The organism is Pseudenhygromyxa sp. WMMC2535 (assembly GCF_011083025.2).
Map to the genome: position 1 here is coordinate 38,478 of NZ_JABJWV010000001.1, position 17,647 is coordinate 56,124.

General features: G+C 65.2%; 12 protein-coding genes and 1 CRISPR repeat array. Of the genes, 8 read left to right on the forward strand and 4 right to left on the reverse strand.

Features of this window, described 5'->3' with window-relative positions; translation table 11 throughout:
- The first annotated feature begins 27 nt into the window (after positions 1-27).
- Complete coding sequence (locus G6O69_RS00160; protein ID WP_172301354.1) at positions 28-426, forward strand: protein kinase; 399 nt, start codon at positions 28-30, stop codon at positions 424-426.
- An 81-nt stretch (positions 427-507) separates the two neighbouring features.
- Here the strand turns inward: G6O69_RS00160 and G6O69_RS00165 are convergent, their stop codons facing one another.
- Positions 508-1,320: a site-specific integrase gene (locus G6O69_RS00165; protein ID WP_255215657.1), complete on the reverse strand. Its 813-nt coding sequence runs from the start codon at positions 1,318-1,320 to the stop codon at positions 508-510.
- Positions 1,321-1,917: 597 nt separating this feature from the next.
- Here G6O69_RS00165 and G6O69_RS00170 point away from each other — a divergent pair.
- Positions 1,918-8,631, forward strand: a complete 6,714-nt coding sequence (locus G6O69_RS00170; protein ID WP_176396530.1) for an RHS repeat-associated core domain-containing protein — start codon at positions 1,918-1,920, stop codon at positions 8,629-8,631.
- 4 nt (positions 8,632-8,635) lie between these two features.
- Complete coding sequence (locus G6O69_RS00175) at positions 8,636-9,163, forward strand: hypothetical protein (protein ID WP_172301360.1); 528 nt, start codon at positions 8,636-8,638, stop codon at positions 9,161-9,163.
- Between the two features lie 126 nt (positions 9,164-9,289).
- Here G6O69_RS00175 and G6O69_RS00180 read toward each other — a convergent pair whose 3' ends face one another.
- Together G6O69_RS00180 and G6O69_RS39595 are read right to left on the reverse strand one after the other, a co-directional pair.
- Positions 9,290-10,123 (reverse strand): hypothetical protein, encoded by an 834-nt coding sequence (locus G6O69_RS00180; protein WP_172301362.1) that lies wholly within the window; start codon positions 10,121-10,123, stop codon positions 9,290-9,292.
- Between the two features lie 760 nt (positions 10,124-10,883).
- Positions 10,884-11,012, reverse strand: a complete 129-nt coding sequence (locus G6O69_RS39595; protein ID WP_255215658.1) for a hypothetical protein — start codon at positions 11,010-11,012, stop codon at positions 10,884-10,886.
- Positions 11,013-11,460: 448 nt separating this feature from the next.
- Here G6O69_RS39595 and G6O69_RS00185 point away from each other — a divergent pair, with 448 nt between their 5' ends.
- Entirely contained in the window at positions 11,461-11,991 is a 531-nt protein-coding gene (locus tag G6O69_RS00185) for a hypothetical protein (protein WP_172301364.1), read from the forward strand.
- On the opposite strand, the gene G6O69_RS00190 is transcribed toward G6O69_RS00185, so the two are convergent.
- On the reverse strand, positions 11,949-13,475 hold the full coding sequence (locus tag G6O69_RS00190; RefSeq protein ID WP_176396531.1) for a serine/threonine-protein kinase: 1,527 nt from the start codon (positions 13,473-13,475) through the stop codon (positions 11,949-11,951). The genes G6O69_RS00185 and G6O69_RS00190 overlap by 43 nt on opposite strands.
- Before the next feature lie 126 nt (positions 13,476-13,601).
- On the opposite strand from G6O69_RS00190, the gene G6O69_RS00195 reads away from it, so the two are divergent.
- The 4 genes from G6O69_RS00195 to G6O69_RS00210 all read left to right on the forward strand — a co-directional run bounded on the left by G6O69_RS00195 (position 13,602) and on the right by G6O69_RS00210 (position 15,793).
- Positions 13,602-14,165 carry a sigma-70 family RNA polymerase sigma factor gene (locus G6O69_RS00195; RefSeq protein ID WP_217909730.1) on the forward strand — a complete coding sequence of 188 codons (564 nt, stop codon included), beginning with the start codon at positions 13,602-13,604 and terminating at the stop codon, positions 14,163-14,165.
- A gap of 202 nt (positions 14,166-14,367) precedes the next feature.
- Complete coding sequence (locus G6O69_RS00200) at positions 14,368-14,808, forward strand: hypothetical protein (protein WP_172301370.1); 441 nt, start codon at positions 14,368-14,370, stop codon at positions 14,806-14,808.
- A gap of 24 nt (positions 14,809-14,832) precedes the next feature.
- On the forward strand, positions 14,833-15,387 hold the full coding sequence (locus tag G6O69_RS00205; RefSeq protein ID WP_172301372.1) for a Uma2 family endonuclease: 555 nt from the start codon (positions 14,833-14,835) through the stop codon (positions 15,385-15,387).
- 64 nt (positions 15,388-15,451) lie between these two features.
- On the forward strand, positions 15,452-15,793 hold the full coding sequence (locus G6O69_RS00210; RefSeq protein WP_172301374.1) for a helix-turn-helix transcriptional regulator: 342 nt from the start codon (positions 15,452-15,454) through the stop codon (positions 15,791-15,793).
- Between the two features lie 472 nt (positions 15,794-16,265).
- Positions 16,266-17,612: direct repeats of the CRISPR family, unit length 36 nt; unit sequence CCTTCCGCCCTCGTTTGAGGGCGGCCCCGTTGAAGC.
- Positions 17,613-17,647: the final 35 nt, after the last annotated feature.

The following is a 17,647-nucleotide window of genomic DNA, read 5'->3' on the forward strand; positions in this document are numbered from 1 at the left end:
TTTGTTTTCCGCGGCGCTTCGGTCACGATGGACCGAGGTGTTCGCGCGGCTGTGATCAACGACGGCACGACGGGGAGCTCGGTCGCGGGCGGCCTCGAGAGCCAGGGCGAGACCCTCGCCGGCTCCTTCGACGACCTCGAAGCTGGCCTCGAGGGCGAAGACGACGCGCTCGAGGGTGCCCCGGAGCCGGCCCCAGATCCTGCACAGATCGGGCGCTTCGTGGTCCTGCGCCGCCTCGGCGCCGGGGGCATGGGCGTGGTCTATGCCGCCTACGACAACGAGCTCGATCGCAAGCTGGCGATCAAGCTCGTCCGCGCCGAGCGGGCCGGCCCCGACGTCCGCGCCCGAGTCCGCCGCGAGGCCCAGGCCATGGCGCGGCTCTCCCACCCCAACGTCGTGCAGATCTACGAAATTTCTGATCAGTAGCGTCAGTCAGCTGAGATCACTGGGATTTCTCGTTCTCCTCTCCGCGCGTCTCCTAAGTTTCTCCACCGGCGCCCACCCACCCTAGGGGTGAGGGAGCCCCACCGGTGGGGGAGCTTCGAGCGAAGCGATCGCAGCGTGGGTCAGTCCCGGGGCCAGGTGCATGTAGCACTCCGTGGTCATCAAGCTGGCATGCCCCGCGAGTTCTTGGATGACTCGGGCAGGTATACCGCGCATGGCCAGGTGCGAGCAGAAGGTGTGCCGCAGAGTGTGAGGTCCACGGCGCTTCACCTTGGCCGCGGAGCACAGCCTGCGGAGTCGCTGTAGCAGCCACTGTTGCCCCACGGGGTGCTCGGGCGCAGCTCGGTGCGTGCTCACCATCGCTCGGCACAACACATAGGGTCCAGACCCTTGTCCACTCAGCGCCTCCAGGGCTTCGCACAACCTCGCTGTCATGGGGACTTCACGAGACTTGCCGTTCTTGGGGACATCGAGGACTCCTCGCCACAGCGAGCGCCGAACGATGAGGACGCCCCGGTCGAAGTCCACGCTGTCCCAATGCAGCCCGCGGATCTCTCCCCAGCGCAGCCCTGCATCACCACCGAGCAGTACGCCCACGCGCTCGACCGGCGTGGCCGTCGCGTCGATCAAACGCGCGTACTCGTCGAAGCCCCAAAAATCCCGCGGGGAAGACTTGGGCTTGAGCCGCTTGATCGTTGGAAGCGATCCTGCGGGAATCAGCCCCAGCAAGATCGCGCACTTGAGCATGGTGCTCAAGGTGCTCAACGCCTTGTTGACAGTATGTGCGTGTTTCCCTGCCAGCCTCGAGCGCACACGCTGGACCTGCGACACGTCGATCTGATCGAGCCGAAGGTCTCCAACGATCGGTCCGAGCAATGTGCGGATCGTCTGACGTGCATCCTCGATCGTGCTGGCTTTGTGGTGCTTGGACTGGTGATATTCTTGAATGTATCGATTCTCGAATTCCCTGACTGTTGGTACGGTTTCCTTCCTGCGCTCACGCGGCCCATGCTGTAGCAGGTACCGCTCCCGCTCACGCCCCCAGGAGCGGGCAGCTGCCTTCCCGCGGGTCGGCGCTTTTCGGCGCTCGCGGTAGGCCTGTCCGTTGGGGAGGGTGATGCTGATATCCACTTCGTAGTGGTCTTTGTGGCCCCGGTAGGGGCGGATCGTGACGGTCATGTCGAACTCTCCGTGACCGCCGCCGAATTTGTGCGAAGGCACGTTATCAGCGGCGCGAACGCGGTGGAGCCGAGAAGCTCAACACAGCGCATCGCAGGCGTTCAACGGCCGAGAAGCGGGGGCATGCCCCCTCCTCTAGGCGCAGCGCTCCGCGCGCAGACTCTATGAGGGTAGTCGGGTGGGTGAGTCACTGGAGCCTGATCCGCTGCGTGAGCGTGTTGTTGTCTTGGGTGACTGAAGATGTTTGCCACTGATCTCCTGAGATAGATCGGCGATGCTTGGACCGTGCAGGACGTGAAGTCGAGTCGAGCCCGTCAAAACTCGCTGCTCGCGCTTCTGGGTCTGGTGGTGCTCGTGCTGCCGCCGCGGGTTGGTGCGACGTCGCTGGCGGGGAGCTTTGTCCAACGCCTGACCCTCGCGGGGCCCCTGGCTGAGAGCGCGCCCCAGCTCACCACTTCCGCGCCTGTTGGGACGCTGCCCGGGACCTTTGTCGTCGATGACCGTGGAGCTGCGCGCTACAGCGTTCCGCTCGCGCTTCCGCCGGCTGCTCGCGGCTTCGCGCCCGCGCTATCCCTCGAGTACGACAGCCAGCGCGGGGACGGTGGGCTCGGCGTTGGTTGGGCGCTCTCCGGGGCCTCGGCCATCGACCGCTGTCCGCGGACGCTCGCTGATGACGGCTACTTTCGCGGGGTTCAGCTCGATGACGAGGACGCGCTCTGCCTCGATGGTCAGCGCCTGCGCCTCGTCGAGGGCGAGCACCTCCAGCCCGGCGCCCGCTACCGGCCCAAGCGCGACGACCTCTCGTCTGTCCGCGCCATCGCTTTCACCGAGGGCAGCAAGCAGTCTTGTCACGGCGGTCTTGGCTTCGAGGTCCGGCGCAGTGACGGCACCATCGACCTCTACGGCTGCCGTCGGGACGCCGTCGCCCTGCATCCGCGCGGCCTCGCCAGCTGGTCTCTGGCCGAGCGGCGCGACTGCTTTGGCAACGTCTACGCCCTCAACTACACGAACGAGACGGAGCTCCTCGAAGACGGCGAGGCCGACGTCGAGCGCTGGCTGACCAGCCTCGAGTACGGCGGCCACACCACGCTCCACGCCTTCACTCGACACGTCCGCCTCGAGTGGGAGGACCGCCCAGACCCCGCCGCAGGCTGGCGCCTCGGCGCGCCGCAGCGCCAGACCAAGCGCCTCGCGGCTCTGAGCACCTTCGCCGAGGGCGAGCTCGTTCACCGCTACGAACTCGACTACGACACCCCCTCCATCACGGGCCGCAGCCTCCTTCACGCCGTCCGCCAGTGCGACGCGCAAGGCGTCTGTCGGCCAGACACCACCTTCGCGTGGACCGCCGGCTCCCTCGACTTCGACACCGTCCCCCAGCAGACGAACTTCGCCATCGAATACGCCTGGCCCTACCTCGCCAGCATCTGGTCCGACACGCCCAACACCCTCGCTCCCCGCGTCCTCGCTCAGACCATCCTCGACGCCAACGGCGACGGCCGCAGCGACTTCCTGCTCGCCGTCGGCCAGTCCAACACTCCCGCGCCCGAAGGCCGCGGCTGGGAGCTGTGGACTTCCCAGCCCAAGGCCGACACGGCCGTCGCCCCATGCAGCACCCGCGACGACGACCTCGCGCAATGCCTCGGCTTGGGTCACTACCTCGTCCACGAAGACCCCATCTCCGGCCTGCTCGCCGGCCCCAGCTACGACGACCTCGCCCCGGCCACGCCGCCGCTCTTTGCGGCCGACATCGACGGCGACGGCCGCGATGACGCCGTCGGCCTCGGCGACTCCATCAACGACTTCGGCGGCGCCCCGCCAGCCGGCAGCGCCTTCTACCTCGCCCTCGCCCGCCCCGAAGGCGGCATCGAGCAAGTCGAGTTCGACCCCGGCGTCTCTCCCATCTGGCAGTTCACCGCCCACGACCAGACCGGCGACGGCCTCGGAGACCTGCTCTTTTGCGCTGGCGACCCGCTCCCAAACGCCCTCGACGAGCCCGAGCTCGGCACTGGCACCTGGCACTTCACTCCCAACCTCCCCACTGAAGGGTTCATCTCGGAGCAGGTCGTCGACACCGGCGAGCCCTGCTCCGTCTACGACAAGCTCCTCGCCCTCGACCACGACGGCGATGGCCTCGCCTCACTGCTGGTAATCCCCACCTGGGACGCGCAGCTCGGCGCCTGGATCCCTTCATCCAAGTGGTCCAACTACCACGCCCTGCGCCTGAACCCCGGCGACTGGAGCCTCTCGCTCGAAGACACCGGCCTTCCGCCAGACCTCGCGCAACGCTGGCGCCCCAGCCTGACCGCCCACTACAACGACGCCTACCTCGACGAGGACTTCCCTCGTTCACAGCAAGGCTTTGGCCTCGACAAGATCCTCGACATCGACGGCGACGGCCTCTCGGACATTCTCCGCTACGAGCTGGTCTCCGGCGACACGGCCGAAGACCTCGGCACGCTCATGCAGACGATCGTCGTCTTCGATCCACCCTGGGCGGAGCAAGGCGGCATCCGTCTGTGGCGCAACACCGGCGCAGGCTTCGTCGACGGCGGCTGGCTGCTGCTCAGCCCCGAGCCCGGCAGGGGCGGCTTTCGCCGCTTCCTGGCCGCGGGCGTGCTCGACTACGACGCCGACGGCCGCCTGGATCTGCTCTCGCCCGTCAGCGATCCCAACGACGACACCTGGAACTGGTCGATCTTCAATCTCGACAGCGAAGGCGTCCTGCACGAGCACCCCGAGGTCTTTCACAGCCCCGTCCAAGAGTTCGCATCCAACGTCCACAGCGTGGGCGCCTTCGACCTCGACGGCGACGGCCTGCACGACCCCGGCGTGTTCCTGGGCAGCAGCTGGCAGCTGCGCACCCACGCCGGCGAGGTCCCCGACAAGCTGAAGGCCATCACCAACGGCCTGGGCGCGCGCATCGAGGTCGACTACCGCGCGAGCGCGGACATCGACGCCCCTGAGGGCTACGCCGACGCGGAGCTCGACAGCGTCAGCTGCCTCTACCCCGCCCGCTGCGACCGCAGCCCGCGGTTGCTCGTCGAGGCCCACCGCGTCGACTCGGGCATCAGCGATGCCCCCCAGACCTTCACCCACCGCTACGGCACCGCCCGGCGAGACCGCGAGGCCCAGCGCAGCCTGGGCTTTCGCTTCCACGAGACCACCGAGTGGCGCGACGAGCTCCCCGTCTACCGCCGACTCGTCCGCTTCGACCCCAGCTACGACGACGACCTGCACGCCTTCCCCTTCGCAGGCATGCCCTCACTCGTCGCCGAAGACCGCCGAGACCCCGAGACCGGCCGCCACGTCGTCCGCGTCACGAGTCACAGCTTGAAGGTCCATTCGACGGGCCCCAGCAGCTACCTCCCCTACGCCGCCCAGACGCTCGCCAGCCGCTACGAACTCGACGCCTGCGAAGAAGACTTCTGCGCGCTCACGGAGCTCGACGAAGACCACCGCATCACCCGCGAGGTCCACACCGTCTTCGACCTCGACGACTTCGGCAACCCCACCCACTGGACGCGCACGACCTCCACCGGCAGCGAGACCTTCACCTACCGCACCCAGACCAGCTACCAAAACGACGCCGAGACCTGGCTCCTGGGCCTACCCACGAAGACCGTCCTGAGCTTCGAGCAGCCGGGCATCCCCATCCGCACGCGCGAGTCCATCGCCGCCTACGACCCCGAGACCGGCGCGCTGCTCCACCACGAGACCCAACCAAACGACGCCGAGCTGCGCCTCGTCACCGGCTCCGCCTACGACGCCCACGGCAACGAAGTCACCCGCGCCGCCATCGACACTGGCGGCATCCTCCGCACGGACACCACAAAGTTCGACGACCACGGCGTCTTCCCCATCTCCACCACCAACGCCCTCGGCCACCAGACACAGCTCCGCTGGCACCCCGGCCTGGGCGTACTCACCGAGACCCGCGACCCAAACAACCTCCGCCTCGTCGCCGACTACGACGGCCTCGGCCACGTCACCGCCCTGCGCCACTTCGCCGGCGACGACCCCCGCGGCGACGACGTCACCTTCAGCTACGCCGCCCTCCAAGACCAAGACCCCGACGCCCCCGTCCTCGAGCTCCGCCAAACCACAAAGGGCCACGGCCACCGAAGCCTCGCCCTCGACCGCCTCGGCCGCATCATCCACGAGCGAGCCCTCTTCGCCGACGGCCTCGAACGCGTCACCCACAGCCGCTACGACCAAGCCGGCCACCACATCGCCCAATCTCTCCCCACCCTCGTCGGCACTCCCCCAGATAGCTACGAGCGTTTTTTCTACGACCACGACGACCGCCTCGTCCGCCACCTCCTCCCAGACCTCAGCGAAGAGCGCTGGGACTACGCCGGCCGCGAAGTCCTCCACCACGACCTCGGCGGCACGGCCTCCCGCCTGCGCTACGACGGCGCCCTGCGCCTCGTCGAGAGCGTCCGCGCCCTCGGCTCCCCCGACGAAGAGCGCCTGTGCTTCGACTACGAAAGCTTCGAGCAGCTCACCCAAGTCCGCCCCAACTGCATCACTCCCCATACCAGCTTCGACCTCCCCGCCGGCGAAGCCCCGCCCACCATCAAGTCCTTCGCCTACGACGACCTCGGCCGCCTCACCCACAGCCACGACCCCAGCGAAGGCCCGCGCAGCTACGCCTACAACGGCCACGGCGAGCTCGCGGCCATCCTCGACGCCAACGACCAGCTCACCACCTTCACCCACGACGGCCTCGGCCGCCTCATCACCCGCGACGACCCCGACGGCCAGACCACCTGGACCTGGGACACCACCTTCATCGGCGCCCTCGCCCACACCCAAAGCCCCAGCGGCCACGAAGACCTCTACGACTACGACCCCCACGGCCGCCTCAGCGCCCTCACCAAGGTCATCGCCGGCGAACCCTTCGCGCTGCGCTTCGCCTACGACCAGCACGACCGCCTCGCCGAGATCCACTACCCCGAAAACGACATCAGCGAGCCGTTTTGGATCCGCAACCTCCACGCCCAAAGCGGCGACCTCGTCGAAGTCCGCCAAGGCAGCGACGACGCCCCGCTATGGACCCTCGAGTCCCTCACCCAAGCCGGCCGGATCAGCACAGAACGCCTCGGCAACGGCGCCCAGACCACCCGCAGCTACGACCCCCTGCGCGGCTTCGTCGAGCAGATCCAGACCCACTCCCTGCTCGGCGGAGACCTCCAGGATCTGCGCTACGACTGGAACCCCGACGGCACGCTACTGCGCCGCCAAGACCTGCTCGGCGCTCAATCCGAAGTCTTCAGCTACGACGACCTGCACCGCCCGATCCAGACCACCACCACCAAGTCCGGCAGCGAGCACGTCCGCCACTTCGCCTACGACGCCCTCGGCAACCTCGCCTTCGCCAGCGATCGCGGCGCCTACGACTACGACGCCAACGGACGCCTGACCTACGCCGACGGCCGCACCCACACCTGGGACCCAAAGGGCAACCTCCTCGCCCGCGAAGCCCCCGGCGAGACCCTGAAGATCACCTACACCGCCTTCGACGCCCCCGCGCAGCTCCTCGAAAACAACCTGCTCACCGAGCTCGAGTACGACGCCGATCAGACCCGGGTCTACCGCTACGCCGAAGCCCAAGACGGCCCCCGCGAGACCATCTACGTCACGGATCTCTACCAACGCCAGCGCACCCCCGAGACCACCGAGCACCACTACTACATCCCCGGCCCCGAGCGGCTGATCGCCGACGTCGTCGACACCCACAGCGATCTCGAAGCCTCGCGCGACACCCACTACATCCACGTGGATCACCTCGGCTCCACGGACGCCCTGAGCTCCGAGCTGGGCGTGCTCGAGCACCGCCAGTCCTACGACCTGTGGGGCAAGGCCCGCGACCCCGAAGACTGGACCCTGCCCGAAGAATTCGCCGCGCTCAGCCCGATCAACCGCGGCTACACCGGCCACGAAGCCCAGTCCGACAGCGGCCTGCTGCACATGCGCGGCCGCATGTACGATCCGCACCTGGGCCGGATGGCGTCGGCAGATCCCTTCGTGGTGGATCCGCTGAGCAGCAGCGGCTGGAACCGCTACGCCTACGTCCTCAACCAGCCGCTGGCGCGCACGGATCCCTCGGGCTTCATGCCCACGGCCGCGTCCACCGATCCCGACAGCAGCAGCGACGCCGAGCCCCAAGACTTCGGCTTCGAGATGACCGTGCCCGTGGTCGGCACGCGCACCGCCGAGGGCGTCGCGGGCAGCGGCCAAGCCCAACAAAGCGACATCGGCGGAGGCGGCAGCGCGAGCGCGCGGGCGGATCAGCAAGCCGGCGACATCGGCCCGAGCGCAGCGCAGATCCAGCAGCTCCACGACAGCGCCCGTGCCCGCGGCGCAGGGATCGTGCGCCAACTCAACGCCCCGCCGCTCCAGGGCTTCACCGACGCGATGGTCCGGCCGGAGAACCCCTCGCAAGAGCGGCGCCGGCTGGAGGTCTCACAGGAGGCAGGCGCACGCGTGATCGCCACGATGCAAGACCCACCGACGCACGTGGTCGTCTCGGTGGAGCTGGCGATGTTTTTCCTCTCGGGAGACGTCGAGATGGTGGGCGGCGCGCTGCGCTGGGGGATCCAGCGCGCGGGGCAGCGCAAGGCGGTGCGGGAGCTGGCGGAGGACGGCGGGGAGATCTTGATCGCGGGGTCCGTTAAGCGTAAAGGGAAGAAGCGCGGGCCCAAGACGGATCCCAACGCGCCCCACAACGCGAAAATTCGCTCGGAGGCCCAAAAATTGGAAACAGAGGGAAATGTCATAGTTGCAGGTGGAGGACAGGAAAAGGAACGACTCATTCGCACCTATGGAGGACACAAGTCTGGACGCCGGCCTGACATTCTATACAGGACTCCAGACGGAAACCTCCGCGGTCGAAATGTCGGCAGGACGAGGGCGGATGGAAGTCCTGTCAAACGAGAAATAGAGGCCCTCGAAGACCTGAATGGTCCTGGCCAGACTCCTACAGACTTCACGCCATACGACAGGTAGAGAAATGCCATCAATATCATCGCAATTTTATGCAACAGAAGAAGAATTGGCAGAAATGGTTTCGTCATGGCTGAACAGCTACGACATTAATGGTGCTGCGGTCTTTTTCTTTCCATTCTCAGTCATAAATATCTCTTCTCAGACAATCGAGGCGGGGGGGCTCTCAGCATGGCCTGATGAGTTTGTGTTTAGTGAATATGAGATATCTTGCTCAGCAAAAAAACAATCTGAATTCATGGATGCCAACACTGACATCCTCATCCTCAACCTTGGAAGCCTCGGTCCTCGCGGGCTGTCGGAGAGCCACCTGAGCACACTCGAGAGCACGCCAACCTGGAAAAAGATTGCATCCGACCTCAAGCGGCGCACCAAGGCTGGAATGAAGGGGAAGCATGAACAAAATGGGGCGGAGGGTGTCGATCGAAACTGCAGGTATACGCCCGGAGCAAAGCGGTTATACGAATCAGGAATATCGTTGAGGCAGTTTCCTCAGTCAGCCATCGTAATGTCTCCACTTCCAGTCAACAAGTGAGCCCCGAAGGGGAGGGACGAGCACGCCAACCAACGCCAGCTCCAGATCCGTCGATGAGCAACGATCTCGAGACTGGACCCGGATGGGCCACGAAGGCGGCTCCCGCTTGCCCACGCGGACGGACGCTCAGTCGTCCAGCACGAAGTCCCAGCGGCCGACGAGGACCTTGCCCTGCATCGGGTCGTTGTCGATCGCTCGCACCGTCACGTCCCCGCGCATGCTGCCCTCGGTGAACGAAATCTGTTCGAGCAGCCCGTCTTCTCCGATGTGCTTCATCGTCGCCAGCTGGGGATCCACGTACCACTCCAACTCTTTCGTGCGATAGGGGAGCTGGAGGTCGCAGGGCGTGCTCGGGTGGATCTTGTAGGTCTTCTTGGTCTCGGTGCTGGCCTTGAAGGTGTCCACGGGATCCCCCTTGCTGCCGTAGCCCTCGGCGGGCTGCGGCCGACCGGCCCCGAGCACGACGGAGCGCGGCACATCGACGGCCATCCCTGCGCGCAGGCCGTGACCCGCGTTGGTTCCGAAGTGCTCGGCATAGCGGATCTCACCGGTGACGCGCGCGCGGATCACTGTCTTCTCGGCCACGATCACGCTCGCCGAGATCAACTCGCGTGCGGCCTTATAAGGGCCGACCGGTCGACTCTCGACGCCAAAGACGATCACGTCTCCGGTCTCGAGCTGGTCGAGCGTCTCCTCGGAGGGCGGCCAGCCGTCGCCGAGGATCTCATCGAGGGTCTCGGACTCCTCTTTGTTGAGCGCCTCGTCCCCGAGGAATTCGTACCCCAGGGTCTGCTTGGCGCCTCCAGGCGTTCGCGGCGGCGCGCTGGGGACGATGTTGCCCTCGTCCTCGTCGGGTATCGCTTGCCCGCTCTGGCGCCGCTTGTAGGCCCAGATGAGCCCACCGATGACGGCAGCGACCCCGACGCCCCCGGCGAGCCAGGCGATCCACTTCGTGCTCATGTCTGCATCCTCGTACTCTCGGCTTTCATCGAAACCTGGATCGCCAGCTGACGACTGATTACCACAGCAACAAGCTGGGCTGTTTTTCACAAACCGTCAACATGCCCGAAGGTCTGCATGAGTCCAGATAAATGGGGGCCAGGTTGTATGCATGCCTTTGGGAGTGCCAATCCCTGGGTCTTCGAAAACCGGCAGATGTTCCTGTTTTCAAGAGCCTGGTGGCCTGACTCGAGTTTCGGCGTGGGGGGCTTTCCGGTCTATTGGATTTTCTATTGGATTTTCTATTGTCCGGTCTATTGTCCGGTCTAATTTTGTGCCTGAGTCGTCTAATTTGAGAGCTGAGAAGGAAAATAGACTTTTCGTGTTGGAGCCCGCTACTTTCTAGAACTGACCTCGATCTCGCGAAGGCGACCCACGTCGAGTCGGCTCCCTTCACGGCGGAGACTCAGGGGTGCTGCGCCCCCTCAGCTGCAACTCGCTCGGGTCGTCGACGTCCATCGAGGAGCTGGCACGCGCCATCGTCCAGCGGCGAGCTGATGCCTTCGAGCATCGAGCCCAGCTCGAAGGTCTGGGGTGGCCACTCCCATCCCGCATCGAGGCGTCGTCAGCACCTTGGCGGTCGGAGACGCGGTCGGAGCGCGGACTCAAAGCCGGCGGTACCTGACTCTGCCCGACGGGGTGCTACCAGGCGTCCCGAGATCAAAGTGGCTCCGCTCTCGAGCATGACTTTGCTCTCACGTAATTGTCGTCGCCTCCACAATCAATTTTCGAGCTGCGGCCGTGCATGGTTGTGAGACTCGAAGCCCTCCTCGAAGACGGCCGCCGCACCGCGGTGCTCCGCGTCATCCACGGCCACCCAGAGACGGCCGCAGGTCGTTGGGCGACCCATCCTCACCAGCGCGAACCAAATCGCGGCTAAAGCGCACCGCGTACCGACGGGCACAGCCGGTTGGAGCCGTTGGCATCGGGCGGTCGCCATGGGCGTCTGCGCGTGGCGCGCAGTCACACTTACTGGTGCCACGCTCAGGCTCAGCCGTTCTGCGAAGAGCAGGAGGGATAGCCGACGATGCAGGCATGCGGAGACTCTCTCTTTCTCAGTGAAGAGGAGCGCGAGTGTCTCGCGGACTCGCTCGAGGGCTTCGAGGAAGAGGGCAAGCGCTACCTCGACTGCGCGAATCCAGCGATGGAGGACTACGGCAACTGTCTGAGCATGAACACCCAGGGTGCGAAGCCAGCTGGTACTGAGCTCTTTGGAGCTTCGGCCGGAGGCTCATTTGAGCGCCTCGCGCCTTTCAGCGTCGAAGTGGGCTACCTTTGGCCCTTCGAGGAAGCCCATCATGATCAAGAACACCACGCTCATACTCGCCTTTGCCCTGGGACTACTGCTGCCGGCCTCGGCCTTGGCCTCGCTCCCGGACCTTTGCGATGACGTCTACCTCGATGAGATCGGCGCCCCAGTCACCGACAGCGAGGGCACCAGGCTATCCCGCTTCTGCCAGTGGACCGGGCCCGACGCGCCCCTGTGGGCTGACCACGTGTGCTGCTCGATCGGCGCGAGCGCGAGCTGTACGGCCACCGACGAAAACGGGCGATGCACGACAGGCATCAAGATGTGGTGCGACTACGGGGAGCAGATCAACGGGGAGGTCGTGTGCTACCAGCCCTTCGACGATGCCTGTGATCGAGGGTTCTGTGATGATCTCGCTCCTTCAGGAAGCGACCTTGTCTACGTCGCTCCGCTTTGCTGCTTTGAGCATCTCGATGCCTGCTACGAGCTGAGCATTGCAGAATACTGCGGAGGGTTTTTCTTGAACTGTGACTCACCCTACTCGAACTCCGACGGCACCGTTGGCTGCGGAGAGGGATGACACTTCTTATTGTTCATATTTTCTGCAATGCACTTCAGTTGGGCATCGGCAGCTTCGCTACTTCCACTCATCCTAAATAGAGACGCAGCACGATGCCTAGCGTGTGATGCCCTCTCCCAGGCTTCCGCTTCTTCCCATGCGTCGGCTGCTCCTTCCAAAATCCAGCTCGCAACAACGATGTCATCAATGATTTCATGTTTGGCAATGATCTGCTCTCCAACGCGAGTGGATAAAAAACCATGAAGAGAGGGGTGATCGGGTCGCAAGATGTCGCGGCTGTTTCGCCAGTGCTCATACACCTCGCGAGATTGCCCCGCGGATGCCGCGTTCCACGCCTCGAGGTTCTCATGTAACCCCACCCACCACCTGGGGACCGAGGGCAACGGCAGGACTGCCATGGAGCTCTCACGACCAGGCACATCTCCGAGCTTGGTTGCCGCAAATCCTCCCACGAAGGCCAAGAGCAGACCCCCCAGGAGCACCTGCCCCCACATCGATCGCCTGCGCGTCTTCCGCTCCAGTGCCTCTCGCTCCGCGCTCTCGAGCTCGGCGAGCAGGGCCTCCATGCTCGGGTGCCTGTCTTGCGCTCGCCAGGCCAGCCCCCGAAGCAACGCAGCCCGGACCCGCGGAGGGATCCCCGGCAGGGCTCTGTCTCCGGCCGCCAACTTCCCGGCCTCCATGGCCTCGAGCACGGCGATGCGTGTCCCTCCACCAAAGGGCAGCGCCCCATAGAGCGCCCCGTAGACCGCCGCACAAAACGAGAACTGATCGGACTGTGCATCCCCAGGACCCCCGATCACGCGCTCGGGCGCCATGTAGCCGGTCGTACCCCCGGGCCTCTGCTCCGACTCACTGCCCCGGGGCATCGACGCCGCCAGGCCAAGATCCGCCACGCACACGCGCTCATCGTCCCCGAGCAGCAGGTTCTCGGGCTTGAAGTCGTTGTGGACGAGCCCTGCCTCGTGGATGGCGATCAGGCCACGGGCCGCCTGGCCGTAAACATAGAGCACCTCCCTCCAGTGGCGCGGATCCCAGTGCGCGGCGTCCTGACCACGGATGAACTCCATCACCACGTAGAGGTGGCCCTCGTACTCGCCGACGTCGAACACCGAGACCACGTTGGGGTGCGAGAGACGAGCCAGGGCCTGGGCCTCCTCGAGGATCCGTGTGTCCCCGCTGGGCATCACGTCGGTCCACAGCTTGAGCGCCACCAACCGCCCGAGCGTGGGATCCCAGGCCCGAAACACCACGCCCATGCCCCCGTAGCCGATCATCCGCAGCAGCTCGAAGCGTCCGATGGTCTTGCGTTGACCCGCGTTGATCAACGCACGTCGGTGGTGGACATCGACCTCGCGCCGCAGCGCTCGCCAGGGCCCCTGGGCGTAGGGGTCCTTGTACTCGTAGATCTCAGCAGGCGGATCGAGATCTTCCCCATCGGGACCGAAGTACTTGGCGTACTCACGCTCGATCTCCTCGTGCGACATCGGTACATGTCGCTCTTCGGGTTGGTACTCGATCGCCACGAGGATCCCTGGGGGCCAACCCTACACCAATGCGCTTGAACTTTGGTACAGTTTCGTGGTGGTTGCAGCGAGTGATAGCGTTTGATGGTGAACGACGAGGAGTTGGCCAGGCATTTGGAGAGACTGCGAGTCGCCGCAATTGCAGAGGAGCCTGGTGCCGTCGATGCGCTGGGAAGGGCGCTATACGAGGAGTTCGAGCGGATGCTGGGTTCGGAAGATCTCACCCATGACGCCTTCGAGGCGCTATGGCGCAAGATCGGGTCTTTCGAAGCTCGGCAGGAGGACTCGTTTTTGCGCTGGGTTCGAGTGTTTGCGAAGAACCAGCGGGTCTGGTCGCGGCCGAGCAAGGCCCGGCGCTCCTGGGAGCAGCTCGACGTCGAGCTGGTCGCGCGAGACGAGAGCCCAAGCCAGGCGTTCGAGCGGCGCGAGCAAGTTCGCCGGCTGGAGAGCGCGGTCGCCGAGCTCGGCTCGATCTTCGTGCGCGCGCTTCGACATCGACTGAGCGGAGGCCGACCCGAAGCCCTCGCCGCAGACGAGTCCATCCACCTGAGCGCGGCTCGATGGCGCATGGGGGAGGTGGTGCGCCGGCTTCGGAAGGTGCTCGGCGAGGCCCAGAGCCTTCCCCGGGTCTCGGGCAGCAGCTCCGCCTGACGATGGGTCTTCTCTAGTACGGGCTGACTGTCAGCAACCATGCACATCCGCATAGAAAGAACCGGCTCAATTGCATGGGCGTGGCTGGCCGAGCTCGGCCCGGGTTCACGAGCTCTCAGACTCGCGCAAGACTGTGAGGAACCTCTCCCTTTTATTTCTCAGTCTTTCACTATCAATTCGCGGTGGGCACCTGTTTATGGGCGTGAGCCTGGAAGCCCTCTTCGAAGACGGTCAGCGCAGCGCGGTGCTCCGCGTCATCTATGGTCATCCGGAGATCAGCCTCGGCGAGCTCGCCAGCTTCGTCATGAGCGACGACCCCCTGGCTCCGGTCCTCAGAACCCTGACGATCGATGAGCTCCTCCAGGTGAGCCGCACTGCGCAGGGCGGCGACTCCGACCCGTCAGCGATCGACTACGCCCGCCTGGGGCGCGCCAAGAAGGCCACCGGGGAGGACTTCGATGAGCTCGCCATCGAGGTGCTCACCGCAGCTGGACGGCCTGTCGCGGCGGCCTACCTGCGAACTCGCCTCGGGGGCCCTCGCTGGAAGCTGCAAGCGTCGATGCACCGTCTCGAGGCTGCGGGGGTCGTGCGGCGTCACGGTCAGACCAGCGGAACACGCTGGGGGTTGGTAGAGCGTTCCTAGTTGGGCCCCTCCTGCGTGCCTGCGATGAGCCGCGCCCTGCCCAAGCCCATCAAGCGAGGGGCCACCTTTCGTGATTTCAACCAGCACGATCGCAAAGACCGGGTGACGGAGCTGATCGGGGGAGACCTCTACAGCCGACCCGCGCCCCACTTCTTCGACCTCGTGGTGCGCTCGACCTTGCTCAGCGAGCTGGAGCGGCTCGAGGGATGGCTACTCCTCGAGGAGCCCCTGCTCCGGCTCGATGGAGAGGAGCTGCTCGTGCCCGGCATCGCGGGGTGGCGCTACGAGGGCGAGGCCACGAAGTTCGAGGCGCAGCACATCTGCGCCCAGAAGCGGCCAGACTGGGTCTGCGAGCTGCTCACGCCTGCGTTCGAGGAACTCGACCGCCAGCGCAAGCTGCCGCGCTACGCCGAAGCCGGAGTGGCCTTCGTCTGGCTCATCGACCGGCCCCGACGGCGGCTGGAGATCTATCAGACACGAGATGGCGTGCCTACCCTGCTCCAGACTCACTCCGGCAACGCCTACGTGCGAGCCGATCCTTTTGTCTCGTGCACCCTGAGCCTGGGCCCGCTGTGGTGATCGCCCGAAATGCGAGCTCGCCTCCTGAGCGAGAAGGTCTCTATCGAATCGGTATCGGTGATTGATGAACACGACCGACAAGAAGTTCAGCCAAGACTTTGGCAGTCATGTTCGATCTCTGCGCAAGGCTCGGAACATGACTCAAGAGGGTCTCGCCGAGAGCTCGGGGTTGTCCGCGGACACGATCCGCCGGCTCGAGAAGGGGAACTTCTCGCCGAGCCTCGACACGCTGAGGAAGCTCTCCCAGGGAATGACGCTCAGCCTCAGCACGCTCTTCGCGGCCTTCGAGTTTGGCGAGCTGGATCCGAGTCGGGAGCTCCAGGATTTACTCAGGGGGCTCGAGACGCAGGAGGTGAGGCAGATGCTCAGGGTGTTGCAGGTGTTGCTCGACTGCCTGAAGGGGTAAGCTGTGCTTGGTGTCTCGGTCCGGGAGCGGCCGATGATCCCGCGGTGCGGCTGCTGGTGATCAGCGATGCGGTATAGGTGCATGTGGACGTCCGAGACCGAGGGCCCGCTGCCGTAGGCCGCACTCGCCGAGGGGCCCGCCTGCGCTTTGCTCCCGCGGTCGCGTCTCTCGATGTCAGGCTCAGTGAGTAGGTGAATTGATTAGTCACTCCATCGATGTACATATAGTGTGTATGATCACGAACGCTAGGTTTGAGTCTGGAGTATGAAGTGTAGGTTCGTTGCACGCGGGGTTGGACGCAGTGAAACCCCGGTCTTGCGTGCAAAATGACGAATTCGGGTTCTGAGAGGGGTGTGGCGGGCTGTTTGAAAATTGAAGAGAACCACATGAACAGAGTTCACCCGAGCGCGAAATCGCCCTGCGTGCAAAAGGCCTGAGAAAGCTTGTAATTTCGAGGGGTTAGAAAAGAGCCCCTTCCGCCCTCGTTTGAGGGCGGCCCCGTTGAAGCTTCGCCGTCGGCCCGCATTGCTGGGCCAAGGGAGCGACCGCCCTTCCGCCCTCGTTTGAGGGCGGCCCCGTTGAAGCATATCATTGACGATCTCTTCCGTCGTCCTGACGATCCTTCCGCCCTCGTTTGAGGGCGGCCCCGTTGAAGCTCGGGGGGGGTGCGCAGCGAGGCCCAGGCGACGAGCGCCTTCCGCCCTCGTTTGAGGGCGGCCCCGTTGAAGCGACGCGGCCCAGGCAGCCGGGTCCATCGACGTGTCTCCTTCCGCCCTCGTTTGAGGGCGGCCCCGTTGAAGCCGGTCCCGTGAGTGCGAGTCCTCGCTCCCCTCCATCCTTCCGCCCTCGTTTGAGGGCGGCCCCGTTGAAGCTTCTCGCTTCACCGACTCGCGGTGAATCTGGCCTTGGCCTTCCGCCCTCGTTTGAGGGCGGCCCCGTTGAAGCAAGGAAGCAAAGATCGAATCCACCGGCTCCTGGCCGGAGCCTTCCGCCCTCGTTTGAGGGCGGCCCCGTTGAAGCTTTCGCAGCGTGAGGAGGCTGGAGAACAAAGCCTCTCCTTCCGCCCTCGTTTGAGGGCGGCCCCGTTGAAGCTGGATGACCCTGGTCCACTCGGTGCCGGGGGTGGCCGTCAGCCTTCCGCCCTCGTTTGAGGGCGGCCCCGTTGAAGCCATCTAACCGGGACCTGGATCACGGACTGGATCTCTCCCTTCCGCCCTCGTTTGAGGGCGGCCCCGTTGAAGCCGCGAGCCCCGAACTTGCCGCCGATGGTGACGGCCCTTCCGCCCTCGTTTGAGGGCGGCCCCGTTGAAGCAGGACACGGACCAGAGCCTCTTGGGCGCGGGCGTACAGCCTTCCGCCCTCGTTTGAGGGCGGCCCCGTTGAAGCCATCGCTCAGCGTCTTGGCCAGGATTCCGCGGTTGACCTTCCGCCCTCGTTTGAGGGCGGCCCCGTTGAAGCGAGCAACTCGATGCGGCCGCCCTGCTTCCCCAGCCTTCCGCCCTCGTTTGAGGGCGGCCCCGTTGAAGCAATAATATCCGGCAGAGACCGAATCAGGGTGGGCAGCCTTCCGCCCTCGTTTGAGGGCGGCCCCGTTGAAGCAATGATGGGGTGGATGTACCGGCGTTGCGGTCGTGCGTGCCTTCCGCCCTCGTTTGAGGGCGGCCCCGTTGAAGCACGCGATAGACCGGCATGCCCGCGTCAGCGTCCAGCCTTCCGCCCTCGTTTGAGGGCGGCCCCGTTGAAGCCCGTTACGTCCCACCAGCCCGTCCGAGCGGGGCCTGCCCCTTCCGCCCTCGTTCGACCTGGCTGGAGCTCTCGACCACCCACCATCTCCTCGTGTCCTTGAACGCGATG

Coding starts and splice junctions, on each gene's coding strand:
- G6O69_RS00160 (WP_172301354.1), top strand. CDS start 28: ATGGACCGAGGTGTTCGCGCGGCTGTGATCAACGACGGCACGACGGGG.
- G6O69_RS00175 (WP_172301360.1), top strand. CDS start 8,636: ATGCCATCAATATCATCGCAATTTTATGCAACAGAAGAAGAATTGGCA.
- G6O69_RS00180 (WP_172301362.1), bottom strand. CDS start 10,123: ATGAGCACGAAGTGGATCGCCTGGCTCGCCGGGGGCGTCGGGGTCGCT.
- G6O69_RS39595 (WP_255215658.1), bottom strand. CDS start 11,012: ATGGGTCGCCCAACGACCTGCGGCCGTCTCTGGGTGGCCGTGGATGAC.
- G6O69_RS00185 (WP_172301364.1), top strand. CDS start 11,461: ATGATCAAGAACACCACGCTCATACTCGCCTTTGCCCTGGGACTACTG.
- G6O69_RS00190 (WP_176396531.1), bottom strand. CDS start 13,475: ATGTCGCACGAGGAGATCGAGCGTGAGTACGCCAAGTACTTCGGTCCC.
- G6O69_RS00205 (WP_172301372.1), top strand. CDS start 14,833: ATGAGCCGCGCCCTGCCCAAGCCCATCAAGCGAGGGGCCACCTTTCGT.
- G6O69_RS00210 (WP_172301374.1), top strand. CDS start 15,452: ATGAACACGACCGACAAGAAGTTCAGCCAAGACTTTGGCAGTCATGTT.